The sequence below is a fragment of the Vibrio sp. F13 genome (genome assembly GCF_020806305.2).
GTDB classification, from domain to species: domain Bacteria; phylum Pseudomonadota; class Gammaproteobacteria; order Enterobacterales; family Vibrionaceae; genus Vibrio; species Vibrio crassostreae_C.
Window position 1 is genome coordinate 1833568 of the sequence record NZ_CP170175.1, and the last position, 21935, is coordinate 1855502.

The following is a 21935-nucleotide window of genomic DNA, read 5'->3' on the forward strand; positions in this document are numbered from 1 at the left end:
TGAACGAATTTCTCTTCTTGGTCAATCCTGTGACCAAATCCTTCTTAACTTAAGAAAACAAATCCTATTTTGACTAAACAAACTTCCACCACTATGAATCTTACTGAACTGAAGAACAGACCTGTGTCTGAGCTTGTTAAACTTAGCGAAAGCTTAGGTCTTGAAAATCAAGCTCGCCTAAGAAAACAAGACATTATCTTCTCCATCCTTAAAGCGCATGCAAAAAGTGGTGAAGACATCTTTGGTGATGGTGTTCTAGAAATTCTTCAAGACGGTTTTGGTTTCCTACGTAGCGCCGACAGTTCATACCTGGCTGGCCCAGATGATATCTACGTATCACCAAGCCAAATTCGTCGTTTTAACCTACGTACAGGTGACTCTATTGGCGGTAAAATCCGTCCACCTAAAGACGGTGAGCGTTACTTTGCACTGCTTAAAGTAAACACGGTTAACTACGACAAGCCAGACAACGCACGTAACAAGATTCTTTTCGAAAACCTTACTCCTCTTCACGCTAACGAACGTATGGTGATGGAAGCGGGTAATGGTGCGACTGAAGATATTACGGCTCGTATTCTTGACCTTGCATCTCCAATTGGTAAAGGTCAGCGTGGTCTGATTGTTGCTCCGCCTAAAGCGGGTAAGACAATGCTTCTGCAAAACATTGCTCAAAGCATTGCACGTAACCATCCTGAGTGTGAACTAATGGTTCTACTTATCGATGAGCGTCCAGAAGAAGTAACAGAAATGCAGCGTCTAGTTAAAGGCGAAGTAGTTGCTTCAACATTCGATGAGCCAGCATCTCGCCACGTACAAGTTGCAGAAATGGTTATCGAGAAAGCGAAGCGCCTTGTTGAACACAAGAAAGATGTAGTTATCCTACTGGATTCTATTACTCGTCTAGCTCGTGCTTACAACACTGTGATTCCTTCATCAGGTAAAGTTCTTACTGGTGGTGTTGATGCGAATGCTCTACATCGTCCAAAGCGTTTCTTCGGTGCGGCACGTAACGTAGAAGAAGGCGGTAGCTTAACGATCATCGCAACAGCACTGGTTGATACTGGTTCTAAGATGGATGAAGTTATCTACGAAGAATTCAAAGGTACAGGTAACATGGAACTGCACCTTAACCGTAAGATTGCTGAAAAACGCGTATTCCCAGCGATTGATTTCAACCGCTCTGGTACTCGTCGTGAAGAGCTTCTTACCAAGAACGATGAACTACAGAAGATGTGGATCCTGCGTAAGATTGTTCACCCAATGGGCGAAATCGACGCAATGGAATTCCTTATCGACAAGCTAGCAATGACGAAAACGAACGATGAGTTCTTTGACGCAATGCGTCGTCAGTAATATTGATTAGCTGATCGTATTTAATAAGCGCTGCCCTCGGGTGGCGCTTTTTATTTGCATTTTGTAGCGCCAGCTTGCAGAATGAGCAAAAGTGTTACAAGGACGTTAAAATGCAACATGGACTGTTGTCATCATTACTCCTGTCTACTTCACTGTTATTTTCACCGGTTGGTATGAGCTATGCCACCGAGATGTCTCCACTTACAGTAGAGTCTTGGCTTGAGAATGATCAAGTAAAACTGAAAACTGCTGAACTACTCGAGCTTGTCGTACGTGACGAAGTCAATTCGCTACGCTTTGCGCTTGAGCGCCTGACATTTCCCCAGCAAGAGGTGGCTCGTTACCAACTCTTGAAGAAGCTTGAACAGCAAAAAATCGTACTCACACCCAAGATGTCTATCTTCATCGAGCAGCAACTTGCTATCACGCCCACTTATCAAGTCTTAGAACGTGGCGATGGCTATGAGTTTACGGTACCTGCCTTTAATTACCCTTCAATTGCTAATCGCCTCATTAAACAATGGCGTCAAGATCAGAAGACATTGGTATTTGTGCTAGATGCAGAGAAACAGGAACTCGACCTAAAAGAGTGGTTATCTGGATCTGAACATCAAGTTCAAACGCGAGAAGCGTTGCTCATTAGAGAGCTAGACAGTTTGTCTCCTGAAGCGGTTGATTACCTAACTAAGCAACTCACCGCATCTTCTATTGTTAGTTGGTTACCTTCTACTGAGGTGGTGGTTCGATTAGCGCAAGTGAGCGAAGCCCCAGAGGTTTACAAAATTCTATGGCGAATGAAGGCCGATTATCATAGCCAAGCTGAGCTAGTTCGCCTTGCTGAAACCAAACAAACGTTCGCGCTTGAACAGGTGATGGCAGCGACTAAGAACCCGCGTTTGAAAGATGAAGCGATTACTTTGCTTACCAAAGTTAACCCGTTATCAGAAGAGGTGAAGCTGTTCCTTGTCTCTAGGATGGCGATTGCTGATGAAGCACCATTAGTTGCGCGTGAACTCGCCAAACAAGGTCATACGCGATGGTTGCAAGATCTCGTCAATGATAACCCTCAGGTGAAGAGTTCTTTGATCGAGCAAGCATTACCGTAAAGTGGATTTTGCCTCTCAATAACCACACTAAAAAGGGGGACCTCAGCGTCACCCTTTTTGATATACTGAGCGCAGAATAATCAGCATGTAGAAGTCCTATGAGTTTTAAAGATTTACGTGATTTTATCGACCATCTTGAAAGTATTGGTCAGTTGAAACGCATTTCTCACCCAGTCGATCCAGACTACGAAATGACCGAGATTAGCGACCGTACTCTACGTGCTGGTGGCCCGGCTCTTTTGTTTGAAAATCCAGTAGGCTATGACATGCCCGTTTTGACCAATCTATTTGGTACACCTAATCGGGTTGCTATTGGTATGGGACGTCAAGAAGTCAAAGAACTGCGTGAAGTGGGCAAGTTGCTTGCTTACCTAAAAGAACCTGAGCCACCAAAAGGCTTTAAAGACGCTCTTGATAAACTACCTGTGTTTAAGCAAGTCTTAAACATGCCAGCTAAACGCCTTCGCAAAGCGGCTTGCCAACAAGTGGTATGGCAAGGCGATGATGTCGACCTAGATAAAATCCCTGTGATGAGCTGTTGGGCTGATGATGTCGCGCCATTGCTAACATGGGGTTTAACGGTTACTCGTGGTCCAAACAAGAAACGCCAAAACTTAGGTATCTATCGTCAGCAGAAGATCGGCAAGAATAAAATCATCATGCGTTGGTTAGCCCACCGTGGTGGAGCATTGGATCTGCGTGATTGGATGGAAACTAACCCTGGGAAACCATTCCCAGTATCGGTAGCGTTTGGTGCTGATCCTGCCACCATTCTTGGTGCGGTTACGCCAGTGCCGGATAGTTTATCTGAGTACGCGTTTGCAGGCTTACTACGTGGTAGTAAAACTGAGGTCGTTAAATCAATCAGCAACGACTTAGAAGTTCCCGCAAGTGCAGAAATCGTGATGGAAGGTTACATCGACCCGAATGAATTCGCAGATGAAGGGCCTTACGGAGATCATACTGGTTACTACAACGAGAAAGAAAAGCACCATGTGTTTACTATTACTCATGTAACCATGCGCGAGAACCCTATCTATCACAGCACCTATACTGGCCGTCCACCTGATGAGCCAGCGGTATTGGGTGTTGCGCTAAATGAAGTGTTTGTGCCTATTCTTCAAAAGCAGTTCCCAGAGATTGAAGATTTCTATCTACCGCCTGAAGGTTGTTCGTACCGAATGGCAGTCGTGACCATGAAGAAGCAATACCCAGGTCACGCTAAGCGAGTGATGATGGGTGTATGGTCTTTCTTACGCCAATTCATGTACACCAAATTTGTATTGGTGTGTGATGAAGATGTGAATGCACGTGATTGGTCTCAAGTAACCGCAGCGATGTGCGAACATATGGATCCGTCACGCGATAGCCTGATGATAGAGAACACGCCGATCGATTCATTGGATTTTGCCTCACCCGTGGTTGGGTTAGGTTCTAAGATGGGTCTAGATATTACTAAGAAGTGGGACGCAGAGTTAGCGTTATCGCCAGATGTCCAAACAGCACCTGTAAATAGTGAACATATTGAGGGTAGCTTGGCTGAGTTAACCAAGGTTCATCCTGAAATTATTGATGTTCACCTGCAAAACGACAATGCCAGCATGGTTGTGGTGTCTATTGATAAGCAAGCTGCCGGTAATGGTAAGAAAATCATGGAAGCGGTTTGGTCTCAATTTGATGAGAACAAGTTTGTTATCGTGTGTGATGGCGATGTCAATGTGAGTGATTGGAATGACATCATTTGGGCTGTAACGACAAGAATGGATCCGGCGAGAGATACGTTATTCCTGCAGAACGAAACTGGACACTCAAAAATGGGTCTCGATGCGACCAATAAGTGGGAAGGTGAATGCCTGCGTGAGTGGGGTGTACCAATCACAAAAGATCCTGATGTTGTGAAAAAGATTGATAGCATCTGGGAACAGCTAGGAATTTCATGAGCTACCAAGTAGTCTTATACCCAGAAAACATCAGTTTCACAGTAGAAAAAGGGCAAACGGTCTTGGATGCTGCGCTCAACAGCGATATCTATTTCCCAAACCGTTGCCAAGTTGGCGCATGCGCAATGTGTATGTGCAAAAAATTAGAAGGGCAAGTGAGTTACCACCTTGAACCCATGCTCACAGAGAAAGAGCAGCAACAAGGCTGGATTTTTGCTTGCCAAGCATTTGCAGAAAGTAATTTAGTTCTAACCTTTGCCGATTAAGGGTTAGTAAGAGGAAGAACATGACTATTAAATGTAAAGTGAAGTCTATCGAGCCTTTGGCTTGTAATACTTACCAAATCCTACTTCACCCAGAAACACCGGTCGCTTTTAAAGCGGGCCAGTACCTGATGGTTGAAATGGGCGAGAAAGATAAGCGCCCATTCTCTATCGCAAGTAGCCCTTGCCGCCACGAAGGTGAGCTTGAGCTGCACATTGGTGCTGCCGAGCACAACGCTTACGCACTAGAAGTGGTTGAAGCGATGAAGAAGGCACAAGCTGAAGATGGCGATATTGCGATTGATGCTCCACACGGAGATGCTTGGATCAAAGAAGAAAGCGATCGCCCTCTATTACTTATTGCTGGTGGCACGGGTTTCAGCTACGTGCGCTCTATTCTTGATCACTGCATCGCGCAAAATAGCTCGAAAGAGATCTACCTATACTGGGGCGCAAAAGATGAGTGCCAGTTATATGCTAAAGAAGAGTTGGTTGGCATTGCAGAAAAGCATAGCAATGTGCACTTTGTACCGGTAGTAGAAGAAGCACCGGAAGTTTGGCATGGCCAAACAGGTAATGTGCTTGAGGCTGTTATGCAAAGTTTCGAATCATTAGCTGATTTCGATATCTATATTGCAGGTCGTTTTGAAATGGCGGGCGCTGCAAGAGACCTATTTACTCAGAATAAAGAAGCAAAGCGTGACCATATGTACGCTGATGCTTACGCATTTATCTAACAATACCCTTAGATTTTGAGCAAAAAGAGAGCAGAAATGCTCTCTTTTTTACGTTTAGGTGAACTATTAGGCAGTTAACCCCTATTTATTCATTTTTCATGAAAAAGTAGTTGCTAAGCTGAGAGGGTTCCCTATAATGCGACACCACTGAGACGGCAGACGCCACAAGGCTTCAGCAAGAATCAGTAAGACGGAAAGCGACAAAAAATTAATTTTCAAAAAGTGTTTGACACTGAATGTTAATTCGCTAGAATGGCCGTCCACTTCGAGAGGCTCCTTACTTAAAAGGAACGCTCAAGAAGTTAAGCTCTTTAACAATTTAAACCTATCAATCTGTGTGGGCACTCGTTGATGAATATCAAAACGTTTTATCGTTAGATAAAACAGATTCTTCGGAATCAAAATTGATTTCAATGAACTGAGTGACCAATACGTTTAACTACTTGTAGTTATTCGGCACAGTCAATTCATTACCATTCTGTTCCTATTTATTTAAGAAGAGAGGGGTAATAGCTTTAGAATTACATATTTACTTCGGTAAATATTAGTTTTGAAGTCAGTATTCGTTGAGTCACAAAATCTTAAATTGAAGAGTTTGATCATGGCTCAGATTGAACGCTGGCGGCAGGCCTAACACATGCAAGTCGAGCGGAAACGACATTAACAATCCTTCGGGTGCGTTAATGGGCGTCGAGCGGCGGACGGGTGAGTAATGCCTAGGAAATTGCCTTGATGTGGGGGATAACCATTGGAAACGATGGCTAATACCGCATAATGCCTACGGGCCAAAGAGGGGGATCTTCGGACCTCTCGCGTCAAGATATGCCTAGGTGGGATTAGCTAGTTGGTGAGGTAATGGCTCACCAAGGCGACGATCCCTAGCTGGTCTGAGAGGATGATCAGCCACACTGGAACTGAGACACGGTCCAGACTCCTACGGGAGGCAGCAGTGGGGAATATTGCACAATGGGCGAAAGCCTGATGCAGCCATGCCGCGTGTATGAAGAAGGCCTTCGGGTTGTAAAGTACTTTCAGTTGTGAGGAAGGGGGTAGCGTTAATAGCGCTATCTCTTGACGTTAGCAACAGAAGAAGCACCGGCTAACTCCGTGCCAGCAGCCGCGGTAATACGGAGGGTGCGAGCGTTAATCGGAATTACTGGGCGTAAAGCGCATGCAGGTGGTTCATTAAGTCAGATGTGAAAGCCCGGGGCTCAACCTCGGAACTGCATTTGAAACTGGTGAACTAGAGTACTGTAGAGGGGGGTAGAATTTCAGGTGTAGCGGTGAAATGCGTAGAGATCTGAAGGAATACCAGTGGCGAAGGCGGCCCCCTGGACAGATACTGACACTCAGATGCGAAAGCGTGGGGAGCAAACAGGATTAGATACCCTGGTAGTCCACGCCGTAAACGATGTCTACTTGGAGGTTGTGGCCTTGAGCCGTGGCTTTCGGAGCTAACGCGTTAAGTAGACCGCCTGGGGAGTACGGTCGCAAGATTAAAACTCAAATGAATTGACGGGGGCCCGCACAAGCGGTGGAGCATGTGGTTTAATTCGATGCAACGCGAAGAACCTTACCTACTCTTGACATCCAGAGAAGCCAGCGGAGACGCAGGTGTGCCTTCGGGAGCTCTGAGACAGGTGCTGCATGGCTGTCGTCAGCTCGTGTTGTGAAATGTTGGGTTAAGTCCCGCAACGAGCGCAACCCTTATCCTTGTTTGCCAGCGAGTAATGTCGGGAACTCCAGGGAGACTGCCGGTGATAAACCGGAGGAAGGTGGGGACGACGTCAAGTCATCATGGCCCTTACGAGTAGGGCTACACACGTGCTACAATGGCGCATACAGAGGGCAGCAAGCTAGCGATAGTGAGCGAATCCCAAAAAGTGCGTCGTAGTCCGGATTGGAGTCTGCAACTCGACTCCATGAAGTCGGAATCGCTAGTAATCGTGAATCAGAATGTCACGGTGAATACGTTCCCGGGCCTTGTACACACCGCCCGTCACACCATGGGAGTGGGCTGCAAAAGAAGTGGGTAGTTTAACCTTTCGGGGAGGACGCTCACCACTTTGTGGTTCATGACTGGGGTGAAGTCGTAACAAGGTAGCCCTAGGGGAACCTGGGGCTGGATCACCTCCTTATACGAAGATAGTCACGATGAGTGTCCACACAGATTGATGGTTTAGATTTAGTTAAAGCCAGAGCTTTAATTAATAACGTAAGTTATTGATTAAAGCTTTTTGCTTTATGCTCTTTAACAATTTGGAAAGCTGACTGATTGATTTACTTACGAGTAATTCAATCAAATTTAAAAGTTCTCAATGTTTATCTGCTCTTATTTAATAAGAACGGTATAAACACAACAAACACATTCAAGTGTCTTGTATTCGATTCAAACTTAGTTTGAATCGAAATTGAGTCCGGCAAACAGTCATTGAGAATTAACCCTTCTTAATGACAACCAAAAACCTTGGTTAGTTGCCATACGATTATTTGTCTTCACTTTTTAAAGTGAAAGCAAATAGAAACCCTTTCGGGTTGTATGGTTAAGTGACTAAGCGTACACGGTGGATGCCTTGGCAGTCAGAGGCGATGAAAGGCGTAATAACTTGCGATAAGCCCAGATTAGGTAGTAATAACCTTTTGAGTCTGGGATTCCTGAATGGGGAAACCCACTTACATAAGTAAGTATCCTGTTGTGAATACATAGCAACAGGAGGCAAACCGGGGGAACTGAAACATCTAAGTACCCCGAGGAAGAGAAATCAACCGAGATTCCGAAAGTAGCGGCGAGCGAAATTGGATTAGCCCTTAAGCTTTTAATGATGCAGGTGAAGAGTCTGGAAAGTCTCGCAGTAAAGGGTGATAGCCCCGTAACCGACACATCATAATCAGTGAAAACGAGTAGGGCGGGACACGTGATATCCTGTCTGAATATGGGGGGACCATCCTCCAAGGCTAAATACTACTGACTGACCGATAGTGAACCAGTACCGTGAGGGAAAGGCGAAAAGAACCCCTGTGAGGGGAGTGAAATAGAACCTGAAACCGTGTACGTACAAGCAGTAGGAGCACCTTCGTGGTGTGACTGCGTACCTTTTGTATAATGGGTCAGCGACTTAATTTTAGTAGCAAGGTTAACCGTTTAGGGGAGCCGTAGGGAAACCGAGTCTTAACTGGGCGTACAGTTGCTAGGATTAGACCCGAAACCAGGTGATCTAGCCATGGGCAGGTTGAAGGTTGAGTAACATCAACTGGAGGACCGAACCGACTAATGTTGAAAAATTAGCGGATGACTTGTGGCTAGGGGTGAAAGGCCAATCAAACCTGGAGATAGCTGGTTCTCCCCGAAAGCTATTTAGGTAGCGCCTCGGACGAATACTACTGGGGGTAGAGCACTGTTAAGGCTAGGGGGTCATCCCGACTTACCAACCCTTTGCAAACTCCGAATACCAGTAAGTACTATCCGGGAGACACACGGCGGGTGCTAACGTCCGTCGTGGAGAGGGAAACAACCCAGACCGCCAGCTAAGGTCCCAAAGTATAGCTAAGTGGGAAACGATGTGGGAAGGCTCAGACAGCCAGGATGTTGGCTTAGAAGCAGCCATCATTTAAAGAAAGCGTAATAGCTCACTGGTCGAGTCGGCCTGCGCGGAAGATGTAACGGGGCTAAGCTATACACCGAAGCTGCGGCTACGTACCTTAGGGTATGTGGGGTAGGGGAGCGTTCTGTAAGCCGTTGAAGGTGGCCTGTAAGGGCTGCTGGAGGTATCAGAAGTGCGAATGCTGACATGAGTAACGATAAAGGGAGTGAAAAACTCCCTCGCCGGAAGACCAAGGGTTCCTGTCCAACGTTAATCGGGGCAGGGTAAGTCGACTCCTAAGGCGAGGCCGAAAGGCGTAGTCGATGGGAAACGGGTTAATATTCCCGTACTTCTTACAATTGCGATGGGGGGACGGAGAAGGCTAGGTGGGCCTGGCGACGGTTGTCCAGGTTCAAGTACGTAGGCGGGTGGTTTAGGTAAATCCGGACCGCTATTAACGCTGAGATACGATGTCGAGCTACTACGGTAGTGAAGTCATTGATGCCATGCTTCCAGGAAAAGCCTCTAAGCTTCAGATTGTAAGGAATCGTACCCCAAACCGACACAGGTGGTCGGGTAGAGAATACCAAGGCGCTTGAGAGAACTCGGGTGAAGGAACTAGGCAAAATGGTACCGTAACTTCGGGAGAAGGTACGCTCTTATCAGTGAAGTCCCTTGCGGATGGAGCAGACGAGAGTCGCAGATACCAGGTGGCTGCAACTGTTTATTAAAAACACAGCACTGTGCAAAATCGTAAGATGACGTATACGGTGTGACGCCTGCCCGGTGCCGGAAGGTTAATTGATGGGGTTAGACTTCGGTCGAAGCTCTTGATCGAAGCCCCGGTAAACGGCGGCCGTAACTATAACGGTCCTAAGGTAGCGAAATTCCTTGTCGGGTAAGTTCCGACCTGCACGAATGGCGTAATGATGGCCACGCTGTCTCCACCCGAGACTCAGTGAAATTGAAATCGCTGTGAAGATGCAGTGTACCCGCGGCTAGACGGAAAGACCCCGTGAACCTTTACTACAGCTTGGCACTGAACATTGAACCTACATGTGTAGGATAGGTGGGAGACTTTGAAACCGCGTCGCTAGATGTGGTGGAGTCGTCCTTGAAATACCACCCTTGTAGTTTTGATGTTCTAACGTTGGTCCCTGAATCGGGATTACGGACAGTGCCTGGTGGGTAGTTTGACTGGGGCGGTCTCCTCCCAAAGAGTAACGGAGGAGCACGAAGGTGGGCTAAACACGGTTGGACATCGTGTGGTTAGTGCAATGGCATAAGCCCGCTTGACTGCGAGAATGACAATTCGAGCAGGTGCGAAAGCAGGTCATAGTGATCCGGTGGTTCTGAATGGAAGGGCCATCGCTCAACGGATAAAAGGTACTCCGGGGATAACAGGCTGATACCGCCCAAGAGTTCATATCGACGGCGGTGTTTGGCACCTCGATGTCGGCTCATCACATCCTGGGGCTGAAGTCGGTCCCAAGGGTATGGCTGTTCGCCATTTAAAGTGGTACGCGAGCTGGGTTTAGAACGTCGTGAGACAGTTCGGTCCCTATCTGCCGTGGGCGTTGGAAAATTGAAAGGGGCTGCTCCTAGTACGAGAGGACCGGAGTGGACGAACCTCTGGTGTTCGGGTTGTCATGCCAATGGCATTGCCCGGTAGCTAAGTTCGGAATCGATAACCGCTGAAAGCATCTAAGCGGGAAGCGAGCCTTGAGATGAGTTTTCCCTGGCACTATAAGTGTCCTAAAGGGTTGTCGTAGACTACGACGTTGATAGGCAGGGTGTGTAAGTGCTGCGAGGCATTGAGCTAACCTGTACTAATTGCCCGTGAGGCTTAACCATACAACACCCAAGGGGTTTTGTGGACTCAAAGAAATACCAAACGCTTGAATGAGTTTGAAAGAGACTTTTAAATCAGTTTTCCAGATTATTTTGCCTTCAGTTTTTAAAAAAGCTGAAAGTAAAAGCAAAATTTGCTTGGCGACCATAGCATTGTGGACCCACCTGATTCCATGCCGAACTCAGAAGTGAAACACAATAGCGCCGATGGTAGTGTGGGGCTTCCCCATGTGAGAGTAGGACATCGCCAGGCTTTAAATTCGACTTTGTCTATTAAATAGACAAGTCACCATAGAGTTCTGAGTTTTCTTAGTATTTTATGTTGACTTTCAAAGTAGAAAGCGTATTATACGCGTCCTGCTTAAGTGCTAAGGCACTGAAAGCGTTCTCTTTTTAGAGAACAAGCTCTTTAACAATTTAAACCTATCAATCTGTGTGGGCACTCGTTGATGAATATCAAAACGTTTTATCTTCCCTTTTTTAAAGAGAAGTAAAACAGATTCCTCGGAATCAAATTTGGTTTCAATGAACTGAGTGACCAATACGAATAACTACTTTCTCTTGTAGAAAGAAGGTATTTGGCACAGTCAATTCATTATCTTTCTGTTGGAAAGATAATAGCTTTAGAATTACTTTTTGTAGTTTTGAAGTCAGTATTCATTGAGCCGACAAAATCTTAAATTGAAGAGTTTGATCATGGCTCAGATTGAACGCTGGCGGCAGGCCTAACACATGCAAGTCGAGCGGAAACGACACTAACAATCCTTCGGGTGCGTTAATGGGCGTCGAGCGGCGGACGGGTGAGTAATGCCTAGGAAATTGCCTTGATGTGGGGGATAACCATTGGAAACGATGGCTAATACCGCATAATGCCTACGGGCCAAAGAGGGGGATCTTCGGACCTCTCGCGTCAAGATATGCCTAGGTGGGATTAGCTAGTTGGTGAGGTAATGGCTCACCAAGGCGACGATCCCTAGCTGGTCTGAGAGGATGATCAGCCACACTGGAACTGAGACACGGTCCAGACTCCTACGGGAGGCAGCAGTGGGGAATATTGCACAATGGGCGAAAGCCTGATGCAGCCATGCCGCGTGTATGAAGAAGGCCTTCGGGTTGTAAAGTACTTTCAGTTGTGAGGAAGGGGGTAGTGTTAATAGCGCTATCTCTTGACGTTAGCAACAGAAGAAGCACCGGCTAACTCCGTGCCAGCAGCCGCGGTAATACGGAGGGTGCGAGCGTTAATCGGAATTACTGGGCGTAAAGCGCATGCAGGTGGTTCATTAAGTCAGATGTGAAAGCCCGGGGCTCAACCTCGGAACTGCATTTGAAACTGGTGAACTAGAGTACTGTAGAGGGGGGTAGAATTTCAGGTGTAGCGGTGAAATGCGTAGAGATCTGAAGGAATACCAGTGGCGAAGGCGGCCCCCTGGACAGATACTGACACTCAGATGCGAAAGCGTGGGGAGCAAACAGGATTAGATACCCTGGTAGTCCACGCCGTAAACGATGTCTACTTGGAGGTTGTGGCCTTGAGCCGTGGCTTTCGGAGCTAACGCGTTAAGTAGACCGCCTGGGGAGTACGGTCGCAAGATTAAAACTCAAATGAATTGACGGGGGCCCGCACAAGCGGTGGAGCATGTGGTTTAATTCGATGCAACGCGAAGAACCTTACCTACTCTTGACATCCAGAGAAGCCAGCGGAGACGCAGGTGTGCCTTCGGGAGCTCTGAGACAGGTGCTGCATGGCTGTCGTCAGCTCGTGTTGTGAAATGTTGGGTTAAGTCCCGCAACGAGCGCAACCCTTATCCTTGTTTGCCAGCGAGTAATGTCGGGAACTCCAGGGAGACTGCCGGTGATAAACCGGAGGAAGGTGGGGACGACGTCAAGTCATCATGGCCCTTACGAGTAGGGCTACACACGTGCTACAATGGCGCATACAGAGGGCAGCAAGCTAGCGATAGTGAGCGAATCCCAAAAAGTGCGTCGTAGTCCGGATTGGAGTCTGCAACTCGACTCCATGAAGTCGGAATCGCTAGTAATCGTGAATCAGAATGTCACGGTGAATACGTTCCCGGGCCTTGTACACACCGCCCGTCACACCATGGGAGTGGGCTGCAAAAGAAGTGGGTAGTTTAACCTTTCGGGGAGGACGCTCACCACTTTGTGGTTCATGACTGGGGTGAAGTCGTAACAAGGTAGCCCTAGGGGAACCTGGGGCTGGATCACCTCCTTATACGAAGATATTTGCGATGAGTACCCACACAGATTGATTAGGTTTAGAAAAGTTAAGAGACGATATTGGGTCTGTAGCTCAGCTGGTTAGAGCGCTCGCCTGATAAGCGGGAGGTCGGTGGTTCAAGTCCACTCAGACCCACCAATATCGACCTAGATGGGGCTATAGCTCAGCTGGGAGAGCGCCTGCCTTGCACGCAGGAGGTCTGCGGTTCGATCCCGCATAGCTCCACCATCTTTAAGCGTTCTTGTTCGACAAAAAGTCTTACGAGAGTCTTTAAAAATGGTTCATTTTATTGAATCAAGCTCTTTAACAATTTGGAAAGCTGACTGATTGATTACTTACGAGTAATTCAATCAAATTTAAAAGTTCTCAATGTTTATCTTTATTGATAAACACAACAAACACATTCAAGTGTCTTGTATTCGATTCAAACTTGTTTGAATCACAATTGAGTCCGGCAAACAGTCATTGAGAATTAACCCTTCTTAATGACAACCAAAAACCTTGGTTAGTTGCCATACACTAAGACCCTTTCGGGTTGTATGGTTAAGTGACTAAGCGTACACGGTGGATGCCTTGGCAGTCAGAGGCGATGAAAGGCGTAATAACTTGCGATAAGCCCAGATTAGGTAGTAATAACCTTTTGAGTCTGGGATTCCTGAATGGGGAAACCCACTTACATAAGTAAGTATCCTGTTGTGAATACATAGCAACAGGAGGCAAACCGGGGGAACTGAAACATCTAAGTACCCCGAGGAAGAGAAATCAACCGAGATTCCGAAAGTAGCGGCGAGCGAAATTGGATTAGCCCTTAAGCTTTTAATGATGCAGGTGAAGAGTCTGGAAAGTCTCGCAGTAAAGGGTGATAGCCCCGTAACCGACACATCATAATCAGTGAAAACGAGTAGGGCGGGACACGTGATATCCTGTCTGAATATGGGGGGACCATCCTCCAAGGCTAAATACTACTGACTGACCGATAGTGAACCAGTACCGTGAGGGAAAGGCGAAAAGAACCCCTGTGAGGGGAGTGAAATAGAACCTGAAACCGTGTACGTACAAGCAGTAGGAGCACCTTCGTGGTGTGACTGCGTACCTTTTGTATAATGGGTCAGCGACTTAATTTTAGTAGCAAGGTTAACCGTTTAGGGGAGCCGTAGGGAAACCGAGTCTTAACTGGGCGTACAGTTGCTAGGATTAGACCCGAAACCAGGTGATCTAGCCATGGGCAGGTTGAAGGTTGAGTAACATCAACTGGAGGACCGAACCGACTAATGTTGAAAAATTAGCGGATGACTTGTGGCTAGGGGTGAAAGGCCAATCAAACCTGGAGATAGCTGGTTCTCCCCGAAAGCTATTTAGGTAGCGCCTCGGACGAATACTACTGGGGGTAGAGCACTGTTAAGGCTAGGGGGTCATCCCGACTTACCAACCCTTTGCAAACTCCGAATACCAGTAAGTACTATCCGGGAGACACACGGCGGGTGCTAACGTCCGTCGTGGAGAGGGAAACAACCCAGACCGCCAGCTAAGGTCCCAAAGTATAGCTAAGTGGGAAACGATGTGGGAAGGCTCAGACAGCCAGGATGTTGGCTTAGAAGCAGCCATCATTTAAAGAAAGCGTAATAGCTCACTGGTCGAGTCGGCCTGCGCGGAAGATGTAACGGGGCTAAGCTATACACCGAAGCTGCGGCTACGTACCTTAGGGTATGTGGGGTAGGGGAGCGTTCTGTAAGCCGTTGAAGGTGGTCTGTAAGGGCTGCTGGAGGTATCAGAAGTGCGAATGCTGACATGAGTAACGATAAAGGGAGTGAAAAACTCCCTCGCCGGAAGACCAAGGGTTCCTGTCCAACGTTAATCGGGGCAGGGTAAGTCGACTCCTAAGGCGAGGCCGAAAGGCGTAGTCGATGGGAAACGGGTTAATATTCCCGTACTTCTTACAATTGCGATGGGGGGACGGAGAAGGCTAGGTGGGCCTGGCGACGGTTGTCCAGGTTCAAGTACGTAGGCGGGTGGTTTAGGTAAATCCGGACCGCTACTAACGCTGAGATACGATGTCGAGCTACTACGGTAGTGAAGTCATTGATGCCATGCTTCCAGGAAAAGCCTCTAAGCTTCAGATTGTAAGGAATCGTACCCCAAACCGACACAGGTGGTCGGGTAGAGAATACCAAGGCGCTTGAGAGAACTCGGGTGAAGGAACTAGGCAAAATGGTACCGTAACTTCGGGAGAAGGTACGCTCTTATCAGTGAAGTCCCTTGCGGATGGAGCAGACGAGAGTCGCAGATACCAGGTGGCTGCAACTGTTTATTAAAAACACAGCACTGTGCAAAATCGTAAGATGACGTATACGGTGTGACGCCTGCCCGGTGCCGGAAGGTTAATTGATGGGGTTAGACTTCGGTCGAAGCTCTTGATCGAAGCCCCGGTAAACGGCGGCCGTAACTATAACGGTCCTAAGGTAGCGAAATTCCTTGTCGGGTAAGTTCCGACCTGCACGAATGGCGTAATGATGGCCACGCTGTCTCCACCCGAGACTCAGTGAAATTGAAATCGCTGTGAAGATGCAGTGTACCCGCGGCTAGACGGAAAGACCCCGTGAACCTTTACTACAGCTTGGCACTGAACATTGAACCTACATGTGTAGGATAGGTGGGAGACTTTGAAACCGCGTCGCTAGATGTGGTGGAGTCGTCCTTGAAATACCACCCTTGTAGTTTTGATGTTCTAACGTTGGTCCCTGAATCGGGATTACGGACAGTGCCTGGTGGGTAGTTTGACTGGGGCGGTCTCCTCCCAAAGAGTAACGGAGGAGCACGAAGGTGGGCTAAACACGGTTGGACATCGTGTGGTTAGTGCAATGGCATAAGCCCGCTTGACTGCGAGAATGACAATTCGAGCAGGTGCGAAAGCAGGTCATAGTGATCCGGTGGTTCTGAATGGAAGGGCCATCGCTCAACGGATAAAAGGTACTCCGGGGATAACAGGCTGATACCGCCCAAGAGTTCATATCGACGGCGGTGTTTGGCACCTCGATGTCGGCTCATCACATCCTGGGGCTGAAGTCGGTCCCAAGGGTATGGCTGTTCGCCATTTAAAGTGGTACGCGAGCTGGGTTTAGAACGTCGTGAGACAGTTCGGTCCCTATCTGCCGTGGGCGTTGGAAAATTGAAAGGGGCTGCTCCTAGTACGAGAGGACCGGAGTGGACGAACCTCTGGTGTTCGGGTTGTCATGCCAATGGCATTGCCCGGTAGCTAAGTTCGGAATCGATAACCGCTGAAAGCATCTAAGCGGGAAGCGAGCCTTGAGATGAGTTTTCCCTGGCACTATAAGTGTCCTAAAGGGTTGTCGTAGACTACGACGTTGATAGGCAGGGTGTGTAAGTGCTGCGAGGCATTGAGCTAACCTGTACTAATTGCCCGTGAGGCTTAACCATACAACACCCAAGGGGTTTTGTGGACTCAAAGAAATACCAAACGCTTGAATGAGTTTGAAGAGATAGACTTTTAAATACAGTTTTCCAGATTATTTTGCCTTCAGTTTTTAAAAAAGCTGAAAGTAAAAGCAAAATTTGCTTGGCGACCATAGCATTGTGGACCCACCTGATTCCATGCCGAACTCAGAAGTGAAACACAATAGCGCCGATGGTAGTGTGGGGCTTCCCCATGTGAGAGTAGGACATCGCCAGGCTTTAAATTTGAACACTTGTCAGCGACGACAAGTATTCCACTGCGGAGTGGTAGTTCAGTTGGTTAGAATACCGGCCTGTCACGCCGGGGGTCGCGGGTTCGAGTCCCGTCCACTCCGCCACTTATTAGAGAAGCCCTGCTAGCAATAGCAGGGCTTTTTTACATTTGAAGAAAAGTGTTTGTTGTTAGGTTTTATGAGTGCTGTAATACCAATTAAAGTAAAAATGTGATCTAATTAAGATTGATGAATTATTGTGAAATTTAGCCATGGATAGCCTTAATAACACTGACTTCAAAAAGCTTGCGAGCCAGCAAAAAACCATTCAGATGAAGATGCGTTTACTTGCGCTCGCACACTTTAAAGACGGCCTCTCTCGTACACAAATTGCAAAATCTCTCAAAGTCAGTCGAACCAGTGTCAATAAATGGGTTCGGATTTTTTTTGAAGAAGGCCTAGAAGGACTTCAAGAAAAACCTCGGACTGGTAGGCCTGCATACCTCACCGATGAGCAGCGGGCTCAACTCAGTGCCTTCATAAAAAAAGAAGCTGGATCACCTTCTGGTGGCCGCCTTGTTGGAAGCGATATACATGACTACATCGTTAAACACTTTGACAAGCACTACCACCCTAATTCCATCTATTATCTCCTCGACCACATGGGTTTTTCTTGGATAACTTCTCGTTCCAAACACCCTAAACAATCACAGCAAATACAAGACGATTTTAAAAAAATTCCAAATCGAAACGATCCTTAAGATCCCCGGCCATATTGGGCTAGAGAGTGTTGATGTCTGGTTTCAAGACGAAGCTAGGTTTGGTCAGCAGAATACAACAACACGTCTTTGGGCTACTCGTGGAACGAGACCTCGCGTAGTAAAACAGCAGCAATTTGAATACGCTTATTTGTTTGGCTCAGTGTGCCCATTGAGAGGGATTGGTGAGGCAATGGTCGTCCCTTGGGTTAACAAAGACATCATGATAAACCATCTAGAGCAGATATCTAAAGTCACAGAAAAAGACCGTCATTCAGTGGTAATAATGGATGGCGCAGGATGGCATACCGATGATGTTGCTAACCCATTTGATAATGTCAGTATTATCAAATTGCCGCCATACTCACCAGAGCTTAACCCTATAGAGCAAGTGTGGAGTTGGTTAAGGCAACACTATCTAGCAAACCAAAACTTCATTGATTATAACGATATTGTTTCGAAGGTCTGTAGCGCTTGGAATGGATTTCTTGAGTGCAAAGATCGCGTCACAAAAATGTGTACAAGAGATTGGATTGACCTGATCAGTTAATTTTCCGGATTGGTATGAGTCTTATTATTCGTCTCAGAGTTTGTAGAGGCGCTTTACGTTGATCACGAGCTCTGATATTCCGACACTTATTATTAAGCTCTGCTCTCTCTAGCAGCGCTTGATTACGTAAGTTTATACTTGTGGCTATTGGTTCGTTGATTAACTTTTCCTGAGCGTCTTGAGAGCTCTATCTCCTACTAATTTGAACTGGCTGATAAAGATGCCTCGTTTCTAATAACAAGGTTTTGTTGGTCGGTAACTCTTGCTATCTCCCTCTACTTAATAGATTAATCTACAGGCAGTTACGTGAACTCCCCGGTTATAACGGTTTATAGTTGGAACGTTGATGGCTATTTAATTGTTAATTCAACGTGACTTTAAGTGGGCATCTGTCTGCGGGTAAATATCTTTAAGCGCCTTCTCTCAAGCTGATCTCCATTTGTTCTTGAACTTCAAGGTATCACTTTTCTCTATGACTCCTCTCGAACCTCTTATAAGGACTTGTTTATAAGAATGGTAAAACTACGTACAGACACAACTAAAGTCGTTCTCCGTGTGTTTGAGAAGCCCAGTTGAGCAATTTCATGGTTAGTTGGTATTGGGCAGGTAAGTGTTTGATGAGCTTGGTTTATAGCTATTGTAGAAGTTATCTAGGGTTAAATAGCAGATACAAAAAAGCCGATGCTAGACATCGGCTTAGTTTGAGTCGCTTAGAGTTAAGCGGGCTGAACTAGAGCGAGCGCTTTACGAGAAACCTCGTGAGCTGCTTTCGTTAAGTTTTGCTTCTCTAGTGCGTCAGATAGGTATCCGTAATCTGAAACATTTGAGCGAAGTGCTAGGGCTTTTTCGAAGTGGCTTTGTGCTTCCGCCCACTTCTGCTCTCTTAAGTAGAACTGAGCCAGCGCGCTGTGTGCTTCGGCATTACCACTGTCTTTACTAATTGCACGTTCTAGCATGACCACTACTGGGTGGTGATCGGATAAGTTCAGCTCTGGAAGCAACATGTAGAGTTCATTTGACCCACTCTTTGCAATGTTCTCTTTGATCACAGTGAAGGCTTCTGAGTCAGCTTTGCGAGCGATAAGTTGCTTCACAAAGCAGGATACAAGGTGCGAACTTTGTTTCTGTTTTCTTGAAAGCTTGTTCCAATGGCTGATTAAACCTTCGCTACCTTGCTGTTGTGCCACATCATGAAGTAGCCCACATTGTGCTTTCTGTTCTAATTCACGTTGCTCATCAGCTGTTAGAAGTTTGTTCTTAACTAATTTAGGAGTTAACTCTAGCAATGGCTGCCATAACTTCAGTTGCAAGTAAGTGGCTTTTAACAGGCCAAGTACAGCAGTGTTATTAGGGTATGTGCCTTTTAGGGTCGAAAGTGTATCGAATGCAGCTTCGTAGTTTGACTCGCTGATTTGCTGTTTAGCTTTAGTTAGCTCAACCGCTAGTAGAGAGTCGTCCTGTTGGCTAGCAAGCTCGATGTACTTATCTCGCTCACTTGTATTACCTTGTTCGTGTGCCGCTTGAGAAGCGACTAAATAACAAAGTAGAGGCATGTCGTGATGGTTAGCCCAACGAGTTACTTTCTTCTCAGCGCCTTTCCAGTCACCTTCAAGTAGCTTGATAATGCCTTCATTGGTATAACGACGAGAACGTTTCAGCTTACGAACACTGAACCAGTTCCAAGTTGTCGAGCTTGCGTACATAAGCTTTTTAAATAGGTACTCTAAGCCGAATAGAGCCGCTAGAAGAGCAATGACAAAGATAACCAGTGTTGTCACGCTCATCTCAATAGTCTTATTCGCAATTGAGATCAGAACGTAGCCTTGTTGACCAGAGAACTGAGTACCAACAATTAACCCAGCACCTAGAACGAGAAAAAGAAAAATCCAACGAATCATTATTTTTCCTCCGTGGTCATAACGGTGACTTCACGACGTAGGCGCTCACGTATCACATCTGACAACTCATTTTGAGATTCAAGCTTTACAGGGTATTTCACAGAGATGTTCTGTTCACTTAGCTGTTTAATCGCTTTCTCAAATTCAATCACTGAGTTGTTATCTTGGTTTAGATACGCTTTCGACCACTCGCTAGCGGTATTAAGAGCTGCGCTATAGAGTTCACCTTGTTCTTTGTAGACGGCGCGAATCGCGGTTTCTAATTTACCTTTGATGTTTTCACGCAGGTAGAAGTGTTGTTCAGGAGAGAGTAGAGGGATAACTTCGCCATCACGACTACGGAAGGTAATGAAGTTTTCTGAGAAGTCTTTCATCGACGTCATCAGGTTGTTCTGCCAATCATTAATATCTTGCGATACCGCTTTTTTCTCAACAACCGCAGCTTCCGGAAGAATCGCATTGGCAAGCGGCAGTGTATCGACTTGCTGTTGCAAGCTTGTGATACGCAGAACTAAGCCGTCACGGTCGATCAGAGGAATAGTGCGAAGCTTGGTAATGTCATTGGTCATTGATTGACGCAGTGACACTAAGCTCGGGTCATTCAGTGCTGCGATACGTTGATCGGCGCTTTCCATTAACTTGGTTGCGCTAACGGCATCATGCTCGAGGAACAGTTTACGTCCTGCTAGTTTCACAAGGTAATCGGCTTCGGCAAGTAACCAGTCATTCGGGCGGCGACCTTTCACGTCAGCCACTGCTAACTGCAGGCTTTGAATGCTCTTCTGCTGTTGAGATTGCACGACCTGAGTTTTCTCCACCGCGTGTGAGGCTTCTTGGATAGTCTCTTGCTTGATGGTTTGTAGGTCTTTATTTACCGCAGATTGGGTATTTTGAAGTTGTGCTTGAAGAGCGGCTATTTGAGCCGAGTATTCAGCGCTCTTTTGCTGCATTTGAAATGCGATACCGCCACTGAAGATAATTGAAATAGCGATCGCAATAGCGCCTAGTTTGACACCGCGCTTACCTTGCTTTTCTGCTTTCTCTATTTGCTCTTTATGCTCTGCTTGAGGCTGCTCATTTTTAGCGGTATTTGAAGCAGAGGCATCAAGCTTCTGTTCAGGTTGTTTTGTCTCTGTAGAGTCAGCTTTTTCGTTTTCAACAACTACTGGCTGAGTATCTTGTTTCTTTTCAGGTTCAATATGCTCATTATTTTTTTTGCTTGTCATGCTTATTTCCTGTTTCTAGCTAGGGCCGGAGAGCAGCCAGTAATATTTGGTTCGTAGCACTGTGAGTATTGGTTACATTCGAGAAGCCGAGTTGTTGTGCTCGTTCTACAATGCGCTGGCTTGGGACAAATAGATGTCTTGTTGAAAGCCAAGCCAAATACTCATCAGGGGTAATTGAGCAGAGATACTCCAATTGTTCCTGACTAGTGATGACAACTTTGGACGTTTTTTTGTTTATCCATGTTTGATAGGTATTGTGGTCGCTAATAGGAATATATTCTCTACGGTAGGTCTCACAATAAGAGACTTGTGCACCTCGATTGAGTAGAGAATCCCTAATGAGCTCACGCCCACCATTGCCACGTAGTATCAAAATGGACTTATTTTCTACGCCATTAAGTTCAGTAAGTTTAAGAAGATGTTCACTATCACTAACTTGAGGATAGTTTACTTTTTGTTTACAGACTTTGCTTAAAACGTGCGCAGTTTTTTGACCAACGCCAAGATAAAGCGGCGAAGTAGGCCAAATGGATGAGGTTTTTGAAAGGATGCTTTGGGCAGCCGCCACGGCGTGGTGACTGACTGCAATAATGATATCGCTGTTATTAAGCTGGGTGCTTAAATCCGCAGAGTTGGGATTATCCACGATACGAATCAGCGGATGATGGATTGCTTGAACCCCTTCATCCGCTAGTTGTTGGCAAAGCGATTGTCCCTCTGAACCGGGACGAGTCACCAACACTGTCATGA

The 21935-nt window shown here is 46.6% G+C and carries 9 protein-coding genes, 3 tRNA genes and 6 rRNA genes; 15 read left to right on the top strand and 3 right to left on the bottom strand.

Annotated elements, in window-relative coordinates:
- Window positions 1-93 precede the first annotated feature (93 nt).
- The 15 genes from rho to LMH68_RS08465 all read left to right on the top strand — a co-directional run bounded on the left by rho (window position 94) and on the right by LMH68_RS08465 (window position 18061).
- Entirely contained in the window at window positions 94-1353 is a 1260-nt protein-coding gene (gene rho, locus LMH68_RS08395) for a transcription termination factor Rho (protein ID WP_017062978.1), read from the top strand.
- 110 nt (window positions 1354-1463) lie between these two features.
- Window positions 1464-2459: a hypothetical protein gene (locus LMH68_RS08400; protein WP_229648301.1), complete on the top strand. Its 996-nt coding sequence runs from the start codon at window positions 1464-1466 to the stop codon at window positions 2457-2459.
- A 98-nt stretch (window positions 2460-2557) separates the two neighbouring features.
- Window positions 2558-4399 carry a 4-hydroxy-3-polyprenylbenzoate decarboxylase gene (ubiD, locus tag LMH68_RS08405; RefSeq protein ID WP_017059250.1) on the top strand — a complete coding sequence of 614 codons (1842 nt, stop codon included), beginning with the start codon at window positions 2558-2560 and terminating at the stop codon, window positions 4397-4399.
- Complete coding sequence (locus tag LMH68_RS08410; RefSeq protein WP_008224727.1) at window positions 4396-4665, top strand: 2Fe-2S iron-sulfur cluster-binding protein; 270 nt, start codon at window positions 4396-4398, stop codon at window positions 4663-4665. Before ubiD ends, LMH68_RS08410 begins: the two co-directional genes overlap by 4 nt.
- A 20-nt stretch (window positions 4666-4685) precedes the next feature.
- A complete protein-coding gene (fre, locus tag LMH68_RS08415; RefSeq protein WP_017059251.1) occupies window positions 4686-5399 on the top strand; it encodes an NAD(P)H-flavin reductase in 714 nt (237 codons plus the stop codon).
- A 583-nt stretch (window positions 5400-5982) separates the two neighbouring features.
- Window positions 5983-7537: ribosomal RNA gene (locus tag LMH68_RS08420) — 16S ribosomal RNA — on the top strand.
- 403 nt (window positions 7538-7940) lie between these two features.
- A 23S ribosomal RNA gene (locus LMH68_RS08425) occupies window positions 7941-10834 on the top strand.
- A 134-nt stretch (window positions 10835-10968) separates the two neighbouring features.
- Window positions 10969-11084 (top strand): 5S ribosomal RNA (gene rrf, locus LMH68_RS08430).
- A 425-nt stretch (window positions 11085-11509) separates the two neighbouring features.
- Window positions 11510-13064: ribosomal RNA gene (locus LMH68_RS08435) — 16S ribosomal RNA — on the top strand.
- A 67-nt stretch (window positions 13065-13131) separates the two neighbouring features.
- Window positions 13132-13208, top strand: a tRNA-Ile gene (locus tag LMH68_RS08440).
- 14 nt (window positions 13209-13222) lie between these two features.
- Window positions 13223-13298: transfer RNA gene (locus LMH68_RS08445), tRNA-Ala, on the top strand.
- A gap of 313 nt (window positions 13299-13611) precedes the next feature.
- A 23S ribosomal RNA gene (locus tag LMH68_RS08450) occupies window positions 13612-16505 on the top strand.
- 138 nt (window positions 16506-16643) lie between these two features.
- Window positions 16644-16759, top strand: a 5S ribosomal RNA gene (rrf, locus tag LMH68_RS08455).
- Together the 16S, 23S and 5S rRNA genes with 3 tRNA genes alongside form the textbook arrangement of a ribosomal RNA operon.
- A gap of 43 nt (window positions 16760-16802) precedes the next feature.
- Window positions 16803-16879 (top strand) — tRNA-Asp (locus LMH68_RS08460).
- A gap of 146 nt (window positions 16880-17025) precedes the next feature.
- Window positions 17026-18061 (top strand): IS630 family transposase gene (locus LMH68_RS08465; protein WP_413754964.1). Its coding sequence is split into 2 segments (ribosomal slippage): window positions 17026-17484 and window positions 17486-18061, totalling 1035 coding nucleotides; the frame shifts between segments, so codons are not numbered across the junction.
- A gap of 716 nt (window positions 18062-18777) precedes the next feature.
- Here the strand turns inward: LMH68_RS08465 and LMH68_RS08470 are convergent.
- The 3 genes from LMH68_RS08470 to LMH68_RS08480 are packed head-to-tail and all read right to left on the bottom strand — an operon-like array spanning window position 18778 to window position 21933.
- Window positions 18778-19959: a heme biosynthesis protein HemY gene (locus LMH68_RS08470; protein ID WP_017061005.1), complete on the bottom strand. Its 1182-nt coding sequence runs from the start codon at window positions 19957-19959 to the stop codon at window positions 18778-18780.
- The gene (locus LMH68_RS08475; protein WP_017061006.1) at window positions 19959-21185 is read right to left on the bottom strand and encodes a uroporphyrinogen-III C-methyltransferase; all 1227 of its coding nucleotides are present in this window, start codon (window positions 21183-21185) and stop codon (window positions 19959-19961) included. The genes LMH68_RS08470 and LMH68_RS08475 overlap by 1 nt, the downstream gene beginning before the upstream one ends.
- Window positions 21186-21204: 19 nt before the next feature.
- Window positions 21205-21933, bottom strand: a complete 729-nt coding sequence (locus tag LMH68_RS08480) for a uroporphyrinogen-III synthase (RefSeq protein WP_017061007.1) — start codon at window positions 21931-21933, stop codon at window positions 21205-21207.
- Between the last annotated feature and the right edge of the window lie 2 nt (window positions 21934-21935).